The following is a 14224-nucleotide window of genomic DNA, read 5'->3' on the forward strand; positions in this document are numbered from 1 at the left end:
ACGCCATAGCTGTACGTGCCGGTCCGACGGCGGGTGCCCGTGCGCTCCGCTGTTATGCACGGTCCCGGCCGTGGGGGGAGACCCGTTCCCGCCGGCCGCCGGGTCAGGGCCGACAGGGGTGGGGCGCGCCCCGCGCCGGAACCCGGATCGCAACGGACCCGGGTCCGGTCGGGGCGCCACCTTGGCAAGGGGCCTTCGGAGGCTTACGGTCGTCGTCCCGCGTCCGTGTCTACGGGCGTAGAGGCTCTCTGACGTCCCCGCCGCGGGGGCATTCAGGTGAAGGAGCGGCACATGGCTCACGTCGTACGCGCGGCGCTGGTCCAGGCGACCTGGACCGGTGACACCGAATCCATGATCGCGAAGCACGAGGAGCACGCCCGCGAGGCCGCCCGGCAGGGCGCCCGGGTCATCGGCTTCCAGGAAGTGTTCAACGCCCCCTACTTCTGCCAGGTCCAGGACCCCGCTCACTACCGCTGGGCGGAACCCGTCCCCGAGGGCCCCACGGTCACCCGGATGCGGGCGCTCGCGCGCGAGACGGGGATGGTCCTCGTCGTGCCCGTCTTCGAGGTCGAGCAGTCCGGGTTCTACTACAACACCGCCGCCGTCATCGACGCCGACGGCACCTACCTCGGCAAGTACCGCAAGCACCACATCCCGCAGGTCGAGGGCTTCTGGGAGAAGTACTACTTCAGGCCCGGCAACGCCGGCTGGCCCGTCTTCGACACCGCCGTCGGCCGGGTCGGCGTCTACATCTGCTACGACCGGCACTTCCCCGAGGGCTGGCGCCAACTCGGCCTTCAGGGCGCTCAGTTGGTGTACAACCCGTCCGCCACCCACCGGGGCCTGTCCGCCCACCTGTGGCGGCTGGAGCAGCCCGCGGCCGCCGTGGCCAACGAGTACTTCGTCGCTGCCATCAACCGTGTCGGCCGGGAGGAGTACGGGGACAACGACTTCTACGGAACGTCCTACTTCGTCGACCCGCGCGGACAGCTCGTCGGTGAGGCCGCCGGTGACACCGAGGAGCAACTCCTCGTCCGCGACCTCGACTTCGGGCTGATCGACCGGGTCCGGCAGCAGTGGGCGTTCTACCGCGACCGCCGCCCCGACGCGTACGAAGGACTGGTGCAGCCGTGACCGAGGACCTCCACGCCCGCCACCGCGCCGTACTCCCCGACTGGCTCGCCCTCTACTACGACACCCCGCTGGAGATCACCCACGGCGAGGGCCGGCACGTCTGGGACGCCGCCGGCACCAAGTACCTCGACTTCTTCGGCGGCATCCTCACCACGATGACCGCGCACGCCCTGCCCGAGGTCACCAAGGCGGTGAGCGAGCAGGCCGGCCGCATCCTGCACTCCTCCACGCTCTACCTCAACCGCCCGATGGTCGAACTCGCCGAGAAGATCGCGGAGTTGAGCGGCATCCCGGACGCCCGCGTCTTCTTCACCACCTCCGGCACCGAGGCCAACGACACCGCCCTGCTGCTCGCCACCACCCACCGGCGCAGCAACACCCTGCTGGCGATGCGGAACAGCTACCACGGCCGCTCGTTCTCCACCGTCGGCATCACCGGCAACCGCGGCTGGTCGCCCACCTCCCTCTCCCCGCTGCAGACGCTCTACGTGCACGGCGGCGTCCGCACCCGCGGCCCCTACGCCCACCTCGGCGACGAGGAGTTCATCGCCGCCTGCGTCGAGGACCTCAAGGACCTGCTGGGCCACACCCGCCCGCCGGCCGCCCTGATCGCCGAACCGATCCAGGGCGTCGGCGGCTTCACCTCCCCGCCCGACGGGCTCTACGCGGCCTTCCGCGAGGTGCTGCGCGAGCGCGGCGTCCTGTGGATCTCCGACGAGGTGCAGACCGGCTGGGGCCGCACCGGCGACCACTTCTGGGGCTGGCAGGCACACGCCCGGTCCGGCCCGCCCGACATCGTCACCTTCGCCAAGGGCATCGGCAACGGCATGTCCATCGGCGGTGTGGTGGCCCGCGCCGAGATCATGAACTGCCTCGACGCCAACAGCATCTCCACCTTCGGCGGCACCCAGATCACCATGGCGGCCGGCCTCGCCAACCTCACCTACCTGCTGGAACACGATCTGCGGGGCAATGCCCGGCGCGTCGGCGGACAGCTCCTGGACCGGCTGCGGACCGCCACGGCGGACAACCCGGCCGTACGCGAGGTACGCGGACGCGGACTGATGATCGGCGTCGAACTCGTCCGCCCCGGTACGGACGAGGCCGACCCCGCCGCCGCGGCCGCCGTCCTCGAGGCCGCCCGCGAGGGCGGGCTCCTCCTCGGCAAGGGCGGCGGCCACGACACCAGCGCCCTGCGTATCGCCCCGCCCCTCACCCTCACCGCCGCCGAGGCGGAGGAGGGCGCCGACATCCTCGCGGGCGCGCTGCGGAGCGTCCTCTAGCCGGACAGGAGAGGCAGGCAGTATGAGCAGCCGTACCGTCGTCCGCGGCGGCCTCGTCATCACCGCCTCGGACGAACTCCACGCCGACGTCCTCATCGAGGACGGCCGGATCGCCGCGCTCGCCGCGAGCGGCACCCCGGCGGCCGAGGCGTTCACCGCCGAACGCACCCTCGACGCCACCGGGAAGTACGTCCTGCCCGGCGGCGTCGACGGGCACACCCACATGGAGATGCCCTTCGGCGGCACCTACGCCTCCGACACCTTCGAGACCGGCACCCGGGCCGCCGCCTGGGGCGGCACCACCACGATCGTCGACTTCGCGATCCAGAGCGTCGGCGGCGCCCTGCGCGAGGGCCTGGACGCCTGGCACGCCAAGGCGGAGGGCAACTGCGCGATCGACTACGGCTTCCACATGATCGTCTCGGACGTCACCGAGGACACCCTGAAGGAGATGGACCTCCTCGTCGACGAGGGCGTGACCTCGTTCAAGCAGTTCATGGCCTACCCGGGGGTCTTCTACTCCGACGACGGCCAGATCCTGCGCGCCATGCAGCGTGCCGCCGGCAACGGCGGCCTGATCATGATGCACGCCGAGAACGGCATCGCCATCGACGTCCTCGTCGAGCAGGCCCTCGCCCGCGGCGACACCGACCCCCGCTTCCACGGCGAGGTCCGCAGGGCCCTGCTGGAGGCCGAGGCCACCCACCGCGCCGTCCGGCTCGCACAGGTGGCGGGCGCCCCGCTGTACGTCGTGCACGTCTCGGCCCGGGAGGCCCTCGCCGAACTCGCCAGGGCTCGTGACGAAGGGCTGCCCGTCTTCGGCGAGACCTGCCCGCAGTACCTCTTCCTGTCCACCGACAACCTCGCCGAGCCGGACTTCGAGGGCGCCAAGTACGTGTGCAGCACCCCGCTGCGCCCGCGCGAGCACCAGGCGGCACTGTGGCGGGGGCTGCGCACCGACGACCTCCAGGTGGTCTCCACCGACCACTGCCCGTTCTGCTTCACCGGCCAGAAGGAACTGGGCCGCGGCGACTTCTCGAAGATCCCCAACGGCCTGCCGGGGGTGGAGCACCGCATGGATCTCCTGCACCAGGCCGTGGTCGAGGGCCGCCTGTCCCGCCGCCGCTGGATCGAACTCGCCTGTGCCGCCCCGGCCCGCATGTTCGGCCTCTACCCGAGGAAGGGCACGCTCGCCCCGGGCTCCGACGCCGACCTCGTGCTCTACGACCCGCACGCCGAGCAGGTCCTCTCCGCCGCGAGTCACCACATGAACGTCGACTATTCGGCCTACGAGGGGCGGCGGATCACCGGCCGGGTCGACACCGTGCTCTCACGCGGCGAACCCGTCGTCACCGAGGGGCAGTTCACCGGCCGCGCGGGTCACGGCAGATACCTCCCGCGCTCCACCTGCCAGTACCTCGACTAGCGTTCTTCCGGCGTGGGCGCCCTGGTCACCGAACGCCCTCCACTTCCGGCCACCTTGACCTCCTGTGTTTGGTCACGGAACGTCTCTCCGGATATCTTCGCCCGTCAGCGGGGTGCCACCCCGGGCTCGGGCGGTGGCCCGGGACGAAGACCCCGAAGGGACCGCTCATGCGCGCCGTGCAGTACGACCGTTTCGGACCGCCCGAGGTGCTCGGCGTCCGCGAGGTGCCCATACCGGACCCGGGACCCCGGGAGGTGCTCGTGGAAGTGCACGGCGTCGCCCTGAACGCGGGAGAGTCACCTTTCCGCGTCGGCAGAATGCGCCGCATCAGCCGCACCTCGTTCCCGCGTGGTGTGGGCAGCGACTTCGCCGGACGCGTCACGGCGGTGGGCGCCGAGGTGCGGGAGTGGCGGGCCGGGGACGCGGTGTGGGGGCTCATGCCGCACTTCACCTTCGGAGCCATGGCCGACTACGTCGCCGTCCCCGAGCAGCGGCTGGCCAGGGCGCCCGAGAACCTGAGCCTGCTCGAGGCCGCCGCCCTTCCCGTGTCCGGTACCACCGCGGTGACGGCGCTGACCGACAAGGCTCACCTCGTCGCCGGTGAGCGGCTCCTGGTGCGGGGCGCGGCCGGGGGCGTCGGCAGCACAGTGGTGCAGCTCGGCAAGGCGCTCGGTGCCGAGGTCACCGCCCTGGCAGGCGCGAGCAATCTGGACTGGGTCAGGGAACTCGGGGCCGACACCGCCCTGGACTACCGCACGACCCGGCCGGAGGACCTCGGCCGCTTCGATGTCATCGTCGACCTGGTGGGCACGGAGATCGGCGCCTACCAGTCCCGGCTCGACCGGCGAGGGCGCATGGTCGCCCTCTCCTTCGACCCGGATCGCATCGTCGGGTCCATGCTCGGCATGGTGCTCCGGGCCGCCGTCCGGCCCCGGCGGATCAAGCTCTTCAGCAACAACCCGTCCTCCGGCCGCCTCGCCGAACTCACGAGCATCGTCGAGAGGGGAGACATCCGTCCCGTGATCGACACCGTCCTGCCGATGGCCGACGTCGTCAAGGCGCACAGCGGCCTCGAAGCGGGGGGCGTGCGCGGGAAGTACGTCATCGACATGGGGCGTTCGTGACACCGTCGCCCACGGGCGGCCCGGCCGGGCCCCGGCATACTCGGCGATCACCCTCTAAGGCCGCCCCGCTGCTGTGACTGCCGACGGCGCTGTCGCACGATCGAGGGGCGGTCCCCGTGGCAACGCCTCGACGCGGTCGAAGTCCCGCTACACTCCAGCCGCCCAGCGAAACCCGCAGGTCGGACAGGATAGTCCTGCTGGAGCACTTGGAGTGGCGCATGGATTTCGGACTCGTCCTGCAGACCGACCCGCCCGCCTCACGGGTCGTCGACCTGATGCGGCGCGCCGAACGCAAGGGCTTCACGCACGGCTGGACCTTCGACTCGGCCGTGCTGTGGCAGGAACCGTTCGTCATCCACAGTCAGATCCTCGCGCACACCGAGCACCTGAAGGTGGGTCCGATGGTCACCAATCCCGGCACCCGCACCTGGGAGGTGACCGCCTCCACCTTCGCCACCCTCAACGACATGTTCGGCGACCGCACGGTGTGCGGGATCGGGCGGGGGGACTCGGCGATGCGGGTGGCCGGCCGGAGGCCGAACACCCTGGCCCGGATCAGCGGGGCGATGAAGGCCGTGCGCGCGCTGGCCTCCGGCGAGGAGGCCGACCTCGGCGGTGGCACGGTCGTCCGGTTGCCGTGGGTGCGACCGGGCTCCCGGCTCCCCGTCTGGATGGCCGCCTACGGGCCGAAGGCGCTGCGGATGGCGGGGGAGGAGGCCGACGGGTTCATCCTCCAGCTCGCCGACCCCTACCTCACCGCCTCCATGGTCCGTACGGTCAAGGAGGCCGCCGTCGCGGCCGGCCGCGATCCCGCCGACGTCACGGTGTGCGTCGCCGCCCCGGCCTACGTCACCGAGGACGACTCGCCCGGCGCGCTCGCCCACGCCCGGGAGCAGTGCCGCTGGTTCGGCGGCATGGTCGGCAACCACGTCGCCGACCTGGTCGCCCGCTACGGCGAGCACTCCGCGGCCGTGCCCGACGCGCTCACCGACTACATCAGGGCGCGGGAGGGCTACGACTACTCCCACCACGGACGCGCCGGCAATCCGGACACCGCCTTCGTGCCCGACGAGATCGTCGACCGCTTCTGCGTCCTCGGCCCCGTCGAACAGCACGTGGACAAACTCCGGGCCCTGCGCGACCTGGGCGTCGACCAGTTCGCGGTCTACGACATGCACGACGCCCAGGAGGCCCTCATCGACGCGTACGGGGACAGGGTGATCCCGGCCGTCAACTCCGGCTGAGAGTAGGGGAGTCGGGGGTCGGCCCGACGGTCTCATCCCTTGCCGAGCGCCCCCACCGCCTCCTTGGCGGCCTTGATCGCACCCTTGTTGATCTCGTCCGTGCCCGGCGCCTTCTTGGACTCGAAGTCGCTGCCGTTGTACGTCACGACCACCAGCGCGTTGGACACCCGGGCCAGCACCACGCCCTCACGGGTCTGCTGCTTCTTGTCGGTGGTGAGGTTGACGACGGAGTACGCCGCGTCACCGAGGCCGGGCACCGCGCCGCCGCCGCTCTTCTCGGCCGTGCGCTGCTCGTAGGTCTTCCGCGCCGCCGACACGGAGTCCGCGATCTCGAAGGAGACGTCGAGCCAGCGGTAGTCGAAGCCCTTGAGCGCGTTCCAGGAGCAGGTGCGGCGCACGCCCTCGTCGGTGGACGGAATCTCCTTGCCGGCCGTCTTGGCGCCCGGCACAAGGGACTTGACGGTCTTGACGGCGATGCTGCCGCAGGGCGCGGGCGCCGCCTCGTAGGCCTTGGCCGCGGGCGGGGCGGACGAGGAGGAGCCGCCGCCCTTCTTCCCTGCGGTGTCCTCGGAGTCCGGCGACCGTTGCGCCGAGGAGTGGTCCGAGTCCGAGTCGGAGGCGGAGGCGAGGGGGCCGGAGGACAGTGCCCAGCCCGCCGAGGCGAGCACGGCGACCGGCAGCAGCCGCGCGGTGAGCGCGAGGGGCAGGGAAAGTGGACGCACGGGCACTTCTCGTGGGGGAGGGTGCGGAGGAGGTCCGCACTGCGGACGGGACGCACAGTCTCACACGACTCCCGGTGCGGGGGAAGGCCGAACTCGCTGCGTGCCCGCGCGGTCACCGTGACCGACGTCCGGGGCGCGGTTTCCGGCCGCGTGGCATGATCACGCCGTGACTGTTCACCGCCGACTCGCCGGCGCCGCATGCCTCCTCGCCGTGTCCCTGCTGACCGCGGGCTGCGGGCTCTCGGCCGAACTGGACCGCGAGAGCGACCCCGACCGCCGCCCCGACACGACGCCGGCGAGGACCCCCTCGGCGCCCGCCGTGGACACCCCCGCACCGGGTCCCGCCTACGGACTGCCCGGGCGGCCGACCCGTTCACCCGCCCCGGACACCACCGCCTGCCCCGCTTCCGGACTGCGCCTCGAACCCGGCCCCGTCGAGGCCGCCATGGGCCTGCGCGCCATGACCGTACGGCTCACCAACTGCGGCAAGGAGTCGTACGCGTTCGGTGGGTACCCCGTCCTCACCGCGCTCGACGAGGACCGCGCGCCCCTCGTCGACGTGGAGGTGCGGAAGGGGCCGGGCGAAATCACCGGCGTGCCCGACCCCGGCGCCCACCCCGTCCGCCTCGCCCGCGGCGAGAGCGCCACCAGCTCCCTGGTGTGGCGCAACACCGTCACCGACCCGACCACGACCGCCGTGAACGCCCCCTACCTGCGCGTCGCGCCCACCGAGGGCGCGCCCGCGGCGGTGCTGACCGTGGACGGAGGCCTCGACCTCGGCAACACCGGGCGGATCGGCACCACGGCCTGGAAGAAGGCGGACAAGGCGGGGTAGGCGCCGTGGGCGGAGCAGGCAGGACGGTGAGGCGACCCGGCGCGGCACGCGGCCGGGGCGGTCAGATCCCGATCCCCACCGCGTAGCCGATGAACCCCGCGGCGAACAGCAGCACGAGCAGCAGGATGAGCGTCAGGGGCGCCTTGGCCCAGCCGCGCGACTGGTTGTACCGGATGTCACGGGGCAGGGTTCCCGAGATGCCGTCCTCGGCCGGCGGCGTCTCGCCCGGCGGAACGAGACCGGCGGGCTGCACGCGGGCGGTGGTGGGCCGCGGCTCGGAGGAGGAGTTGCCGTAGTGCATGGACATGAGAGGCCCCTGTCGGTCGGGTCCGGACACGGGGATCAGTCCGAGCCGAAAACGGCGCGGCTGACCTTGTTCGGGCCGTCGAATTCGTCCCCGGCGTGTGCCGAGAGCGCGTCCACGAGCGCGCTGTCGGCCCCGTTGTCGCGCGCGAGCCGTGCCAGGTCCTCGCCGGTGGCCGGGTAGTCGGCCGAGGCGAGGGCCCGCTGCAGGTCGACCGGGTTCAGCTTCGCCATCCGTGGCTCATTCCTTCCCGCTGCTCGTCACGCTGGGGGCCCTCGCCCGGCGGGGGCCCGGTACGCGGTGGGAGGTTACGCAGTACCCCTCGGCAGGCGGGCCATGCAGTGCCCACGGAATCAGTGCCCACGGAAACAGTGAGGTGTTCAGAGCGCATGTTCACGACCCGACCCACCCTCCAGGGCACCTTCGGCATGGTGTCCTCCACGCACTGGCTCGCCTCCGGCTGCGCCATGGCCGTACTGGAGGACGGCGGCAACGCCTTCGACGCGGCCGTCGCCGCCGGTTTCGTCCTGCACGTCGTCGAGCCGCACCTCAACGGGCCCGCCGGGGAGCTCCCGGCGCTCGTCGCCCCGGCCGACGGCGCCGTACGGGTTCTCTGCGGCCAGGGCGTCGCCCCCGCCGGGGCCACGATCGCCCACTACCGCTCCCTCGGCCTCGACCTCGTCCCCGGCACCGGACCGCTGGCCGCGGCCGTGCCCGGTGCCTTCGACGCCTGGATGCTGCTGCTGCGCGACCACGGCACCAAGCCCCTCGCCGACGTCCTCAAGTACGCCATCGGATACGCCGAGCAGGGGCACGCGCCCGTGGAACGGGTCGGCGGGACGGTGGAGACCGTACGGGAGCTGTTCGAGACGGAGTGGACCAGTTCGGCCGCGGTGTACCTGCCGGACGGCGAACCGCCCCGTCCCGGCCGCCTCTTCCGCAACCCCGCCCTCGCCGCCACCTGGAAGCGGCTGCTCGCCGAGGTCGCCGGGGCGGGCGGGAGGGAGGCGGAGATCGACGCGGCGCGCGAGGTGTGGCGTACCGGCTTCGTCGCCGAGGCGCTGCTCCGCCAGTCCGCGCGGCCCACCCTGGACACCAGCGGCAGGCGCCACACGGGGACGCTCACCGCGGCCGACCTCGCCGCCTGGTCCGCCACCTGGGAGCGTCCCGCGACCTACGACTGGAACGGCTGGACCGTGTGCAAGGCCGGCCCCTGGAGCCAGGGCCCGGTGCTGCTCCAGCAGCTCGCCCTGCTCCCGCCGGAACTGCCGCCCTACGCCTCCGCGGACTACGTCCACCTCCTCGTCGAGGGCTGCAAGCTCGCCATGGCCGACCGCGAGGCCTGGTACGGCGACGCCGCCGACGTCCCCCTCGACGCCCTGCTGTCCGCCCCGTACAACGACGGGCGGCGCGCTTTGATCGGGGAGGCGGCCTCGTACGAGCTGAGGCCGGGCGGGCCCGGCGGGCGCACGCCCCGGCTGAGCCGGTACGCCCTCGGGCTCGCCTCCGCCGAGTCGGGCTACGAGGCGCTGGGCGTGGGCGAGCCGACCGTCGCCAAGAGCCCGCTCTCCCCGGTACCGGGCGAACCGGCACGGCCCGGCCGGGCGGGGGCGGACGGGGAGCCCACGGTGAGCGGCGACGGGTCGACCAGGGGCGACACCTGCCACCTCGACGTCGTCGACCGCTGGGGCAACATGATCTCGGCGACCCCCTCCGGCGGCTGGCTCCAGTCCAACCCCGTCGTGCCCGAACTGGGCTTCCCGCTCGGCACCCGGCTGCAGATGACCTGGCTCGACGAGGGGCTGCCGAACTCGCTCACCCCCGGACGCCGCCCGCGCACCACCCTCAGCCCTTCGCTCGCCCTGCGCGAGGGGGTCCCGGTGCTGGCCTTCGGGACACCCGGGGGCGACCAGCAGGACCAGTGGCAGACCCACTTCTTCCTCGCGGTGGCACTGCGCGGCCCGATACGAGGCGGCCTCGACCTGCAGGGCGCGATCGACGCCCCCAATTGGCACAACGACAGCTTCCCCGGCTCCTTCTTCCCGCGCGGGATGCGGCCGGGAGCGCTCACCGTGGAATCGCGTACGGACCCGGCGGTCGTCGGGGAACTGCGGCGGCGCGGGCACGACGTACTGGTGGGGGAGGCCTGGTCCGAGGGCCGGCTGAGCGCGGTCGCCCGCGACCCGGAGACCGGCCTGCTCTCCGCCGCGGCCAACCCGCGGGGCATGCAGGGGTACGCGGCGGGCCGCTGAGGCGAAGGGCCCGGGCCCCCGGCGCTCCGCGCCCCGGAAGTTCACGCCGATTCCGCCCGGAGTGCACCGGGCGGGACGGGAATGTCAGTGGCGCGTGCTCTGATGGAGCAATGATCAGGAGCACGGAGAGCACGGAGAGCACGGAGAGCACGAGCAGCACGGACGGCGCGGGAGGCGCGGTGCGCATGGACGCCGGTCCTGTGGCCCGGGCCGGGACCGGGGGGCGGTTCCCGTACGACGGAACCCTCGACGCGTTCCTCGCCCGGCACGGGGGCGACGTCGAGGCGGCGGTCCGCGCGGCCGCCGCCGCCGAGATCATGCCGCGCTTCCGCCGTCTGGAGGCCCACGAGGTCGACGAGAAGACCGGCCCGCACGACCTTGTCACCGATGCCGACCGCAAGGCCGAGGTCCGCCTCACCGAGGAACTGGCCCGGCTGCTGCCCGGCTCGCTCGTGGTGGGGGAGGAGGCGGTCCACGCCGACCCGCGCGTGTACGAGGCGATACGCGGCGAGGCCCCGGTGTGGATCGTCGACCCGGTGGACGGCACCCGCCAGTTCGTGCGGGGCGACACCGGATTCTGCACGCTGGTCGCGCTGGCCCGGGGCGGCGAACTGCTCGCCTCCTGGACGTACGCGCCCGCCCGCGAGCAGTTCGCCACCGCGATACGCGGCCGGGGCGCGTTCCTCGACGGCGCGCCCCTGCGCTCCGGTTCCCCGCGCCCGGACCGCGACCTGGAGGTGGCCACCTCGCACCCCGACTACACCACCGAGGCCCAGAAGCGGTCCCTGCTCGGACTGCGCACGGACGGGGTCCGCCCGCGCCCCTGCGGCTCGGCGGGGCTGGAGTACCTGGCCGTGGCCCGCGGCGAACTGGACGCCACCGCCTTCACCTGGGAGGCCGCCTGGGACCACGCGGCGGGGCTGCTCCTCGTCGAGGAGGCGGGCGGCACCCATCTGACGCGCGCCGGCGTGCCGTTCCGGATCACCGGCGGCAACGCCCTCCCCTTCACCGCCGCGCGCGACGGGGACACCGCCCGCCGGGTGGCGCACCTGCTGGACGCCTGACGGTGAACGCGGCCGCCCCGCCACCCGTGCCCCGGCGCCGCCGGGGGCGCGGCATATCCTGATGCCTCAGTGGCCGTCGGCCGGCGAAGGAGTCCGAAGGTGCCGTCAATGCTCGATGCGGTCGTGGTGGGAGCGGGGCCGAACGGACTGACGGCCGCCGTGGAACTGGCCCGACGGGGCTTCTCGGTGGCCGTGTTCGAGGCGAAGGAGACCGTCGGCGGGGGAGCGCGCACCGAGGAGCTCACCCTCCCCGGATTCCGGCACGACCCCTGTTCCGCCGCCCACCCGCTCGGCATCAGCTCGCCCGCCTTCCGGGCGCTGCCCCTGGAACGGCACGGCCTGGAGTGGCTCCAGCCGGAACTGCCCATGGCCCACCCGTTCCCGGACGGCACGGCGGCCGTGCTCGCCCGCAGCGTCGCCGAGACCGCCGCCTCCTTCGGGCCGCGCGACGCGGGCACCTACCGCAGGCTCGTCGCCCCGTTCCTCGACAAGTGGGACACGCTGGCGAAGGACTTCATGTCGCTCCCGGCCACCGCGCTGCCCCGGGACCCGGTCACCCTGGCCCGGTTCGGGCTGGTCGGGCTGCCCCCCTCGACCTGGCTGCTGCGCCGTTTCCGCGAGGAGCGGGCCAAGGGCCTGTTCGCCGGGCTCGTCGCGCATGTCATGGCGCCCCTCGGCGGCTTCGCCACCTCCGCCGTCGGCCTCGTCTTCGCGCTGGCGGCGCACGCCCGGGGCTGGCCCGTCGCCCGGGGCGGCTCCCAGGCCATCTCCGACGCGCTCGCCGGACTCCTCACCGAGCACGGCGGCACCGTGCACACCGACTACGAGGTCAAGCGGCTCGACGACCTGCCGCCGGCCCGGGCGTACGTCTTCGACACCTCGCCCACCGCGCTGGCCCGCATCGCGGACCTCGGCCGGACCTACGAGAACTACCGCTACGGCCCCGGCGTCTTCAAGATCGACTACGCGCTGGACGGCCCCGTGCCCTGGACCGCGCAGGAGGCCCGCCTCGCCGGCACCGTGCAGATCGGCCCCACCAGCGCCGACATCGGCACCGCCCTGCACGCCGCCTCCCGGGGCGGCCACGCCCCCGAGGCGCCCTTCCTGATCACCGTGCAGCCCGGTGTCGTCGACCCCACCCGGGCGCCCGAGGGCAAGCAGGTCTTCTGGGCGTACGGCCACGTGCCCCACGGCTTCACCGGCGACCTCACCGACGCCATCGAACGCCAACTGGAGAGGTTCGCCCCCGGGTTCCGTGACCGGGTGCTCGCCCGCGCCACCGCGGGACCGCCCGAACTGGCCGTGCGCAACGCCAACTACGTGGGCGGGGACATCGCCACCGGCTCCGTCGCCGGGCTCCAGCTCCTGCTGCGGCCCAAGCTCTCCCTTTTCCCGTACGCCACCCCGCACCCGGCCGTCTTCCTCTGCTCCTCGGCCACCCCGCCGGGCCCCGGCGTGCACGGCATGTCCGGGCACAACGCGGCGAAGGCCGTCTGGCGCCACCTGCGCAGAACCTGACCCGCCCCGGCGGGCCCGCCCGCCGCCGCCCCGGCCCGTCAGCCACCGCCACTCGTCCGTTCCGTCGGCCGGCCCAGAGGAGACCCCAGCGCATGACACAGCTCACCGTGGTCCGCGGCGACCTCACCCGGCAGCGCGCCGACGCCCTGGTCAACGCCGCCAACTCCTCGCTCCTCGGCGGCGGCGGGGTGGACGGGGCCGTCCACCGCCGGGGCGGCCCCGCGATCCTCGCCGAGTGCCGCGCCCTGCGTGCCGCGCGGTACGGCCGGGGCCTGCCCACCGGGCAGGCGGTCGCCACCACCGCGGGCGACCTGGACGCCCGCTGGGTGATCCACACGGTCGGCCCCCGGTACAGCGCCGAGGAGGACCGCTCCGCGCTGCTCGCCTCCTGCTACCGCGAGTCCCTGCGCGTCGCCGACGAACTCGGCGCCCGCACGGTGGCGTTCCCCGCCGTCTCCGCCGGGATCTACGGCTGGCCGGTCGAGGACGCCGCCCGGATCGCCGTGGAGACGGTACGGTCCGTGCGGACGGAGGCCGAGGAGGTCCGGTTCGTCCTCCTGGACGACCGGGCGTACGACGCGTTCACCGCCCGGCTCAGCCGAACCGCACGGAACGGGAAGCCCGCATGACCACACCCCGGGACCTGCTGATCGTCAGCCTGGACGTCCCCTCCGCCCACCCGGTCGGCCAGGGCGACCTCTCGCTCGCCCTCGCCGGGGCCGAACTGGTCGACCTGCTGCGCGCCGGTGCCCTCGCCCTGGACGGCGAACGGGTCGTGCCCGGCGCGGACCCGGCGGAGCCGGAGGACAGGCTGCTGCGCGAGGCCGGGGCGTCCCTGCGGCGCGAGGTGCCGTACGAGTCGGTCGAGGACTGGCTGTGGCGCCGGGGCGAGGGCCTCGCGGCGGCCTACCACTCGGGACTGGAGGCGGACGGCCTGCTGGTCCGGCAGCGGCACCCCTGGATCCGGGTGCGCACCGGGCGCACCGCCCTGACCGACTCGCCCGCCCGGAACCGTGCCGCCCTGCGGTGGCGGGCCGGGGACCCCGTCCTCGCCGGACTCGCCGCCGCCCTCGGCATCCACGACGAGCCGGCCGAGGACTTCGGCGCTCTCGCCGACGAGTCGCTCGTCACCGTGCTGGCAGCCGTCCACCACGCGGTGGCCGAGCTGGAGGCCGTGCGGCAGCGGCGCAGCATCGAGAAGGCGGCCTTCGACAACATCTGGCGCGGCTGACCACAAGGGCGAACAGAGTCCGACAGCAGCATTGATCGAGCCGTACGCCTGGTTCTAGTGTGATCAGCCGAGTTCGGTAATCCGACA

At 73.4% G+C, this 14224-nt stretch carries 14 protein-coding genes; 11 read left to right on the plus strand and 3 right to left on the minus strand.

From position 1 onward, the window contains the following. The first annotated feature begins 291 nt into the window (after positions 1 to 291). From OHB09_RS26930 to OHB09_RS26950, 5 genes are all read left to right on the plus strand, one after another. Positions 292 to 1134, plus strand: a complete 843-nt coding sequence (locus OHB09_RS26930) for a nitrilase-related carbon-nitrogen hydrolase (protein WP_167793418.1) — start codon at positions 292 to 294, stop codon at positions 1132 to 1134. Continuing rightward, the gene (locus tag OHB09_RS26935) at positions 1131 to 2417 is read left to right on the plus strand and encodes an aspartate aminotransferase family protein (RefSeq protein WP_006142998.1); all 1287 of its coding nucleotides are present in this window, start codon (positions 1131 to 1133) and stop codon (positions 2415 to 2417) included. The genes OHB09_RS26930 and OHB09_RS26935 overlap by 4 nt, the downstream gene beginning before the upstream one ends. A gap of 22 nt (positions 2418 to 2439) precedes the next feature. After that, positions 2440 to 3843: a dihydropyrimidinase gene (gene hydA, locus OHB09_RS26940; RefSeq protein ID WP_328922674.1), complete on the plus strand. Its 1404-nt coding sequence runs from the start codon at positions 2440 to 2442 to the stop codon at positions 3841 to 3843. A gap of 167 nt (positions 3844 to 4010) precedes the next feature. Beyond that, positions 4011 to 4967, plus strand: a complete 957-nt coding sequence (locus tag OHB09_RS26945) for an NAD(P)-dependent alcohol dehydrogenase (protein ID WP_191851888.1) — start codon at positions 4011 to 4013, stop codon at positions 4965 to 4967. A gap of 218 nt (positions 4968 to 5185) precedes the next feature. Beyond that, a complete protein-coding gene (locus OHB09_RS26950) occupies positions 5186 to 6211 on the plus strand; it encodes a TIGR03842 family LLM class F420-dependent oxidoreductase (protein WP_191889912.1) in 1026 nt (341 codons plus the stop codon). A gap of 32 nt (positions 6212 to 6243) precedes the next feature. Here the strand turns inward: OHB09_RS26950 and OHB09_RS26955 are convergent, their stop codons facing one another. Next, a complete protein-coding gene (locus OHB09_RS26955) occupies positions 6244 to 6933 on the minus strand; it encodes a hypothetical protein (protein WP_328728129.1) in 690 nt (229 codons plus the stop codon). A gap of 166 nt (positions 6934 to 7099) precedes the next feature. Here OHB09_RS26955 and OHB09_RS26960 point away from each other — a divergent pair, with 166 nt between their 5' ends. Further along, positions 7100 to 7768, plus strand: a complete 669-nt coding sequence (locus OHB09_RS26960; RefSeq protein ID WP_328922675.1) for a DUF4232 domain-containing protein — start codon at positions 7100 to 7102, stop codon at positions 7766 to 7768. A 61-nt stretch (positions 7769 to 7829) separates the two neighbouring features. Here OHB09_RS26960 and OHB09_RS26965 read toward each other — a convergent pair whose 3' ends face one another. Together OHB09_RS26965 and OHB09_RS26970 are read right to left on the minus strand one after the other, a co-directional pair. Continuing rightward, entirely contained in the window at positions 7830 to 8075 is a 246-nt protein-coding gene (locus tag OHB09_RS26965; protein ID WP_006142991.1) for a DUF6480 family protein, read from the minus strand. 35 nt (positions 8076 to 8110) lie between these two features. Next, positions 8111 to 8305: a DUF2795 domain-containing protein gene (locus OHB09_RS26970; protein WP_006142990.1), complete on the minus strand. Its 195-nt coding sequence runs from the start codon at positions 8303 to 8305 to the stop codon at positions 8111 to 8113. 156 nt (positions 8306 to 8461) lie between these two features. Here OHB09_RS26970 and OHB09_RS26975 point away from each other — a divergent pair, with 156 nt between their 5' ends. From OHB09_RS26975 to OHB09_RS26995, 5 genes are all read left to right on the plus strand, one after another. Then, positions 8462 to 10324, plus strand: coding sequence for a gamma-glutamyltransferase family protein (locus OHB09_RS26975; protein WP_191851885.1), 1863 nt, complete (start codon positions 8462 to 8464; stop codon positions 10322 to 10324). A 185-nt stretch (positions 10325 to 10509) separates the two neighbouring features. Beyond that, positions 10510 to 11388: an inositol monophosphatase family protein gene (locus tag OHB09_RS26980; RefSeq protein WP_191889953.1), complete on the plus strand. Its 879-nt coding sequence runs from the start codon at positions 10510 to 10512 to the stop codon at positions 11386 to 11388. 108 nt (positions 11389 to 11496) lie between these two features. Next, entirely contained in the window at positions 11497 to 12906 is a 1410-nt protein-coding gene (locus tag OHB09_RS26985; protein WP_328922676.1) for a phytoene desaturase family protein, read from the plus strand. 92 nt (positions 12907 to 12998) lie between these two features. After that, on the plus strand, positions 12999 to 13535 hold the full coding sequence (locus OHB09_RS26990) for an O-acetyl-ADP-ribose deacetylase (RefSeq protein ID WP_093593253.1): 537 nt from the start codon (positions 12999 to 13001) through the stop codon (positions 13533 to 13535). Further along, complete coding sequence (locus OHB09_RS26995; RefSeq protein WP_006142985.1) at positions 13532 to 14137, plus strand: GOLPH3/VPS74 family protein; 606 nt, start codon at positions 13532 to 13534, stop codon at positions 14135 to 14137. The genes OHB09_RS26990 and OHB09_RS26995 overlap by 4 nt, the downstream gene beginning before the upstream one ends. Positions 14138 to 14224 lie beyond the last annotated feature (87 nt).

This window comes from Streptomyces griseoaurantiacus (genome assembly GCF_036189845.1).
Lineage (GTDB): Bacteria > Actinomycetota > Actinomycetes > Streptomycetales > Streptomycetaceae > Streptomyces > Streptomyces griseoaurantiacus.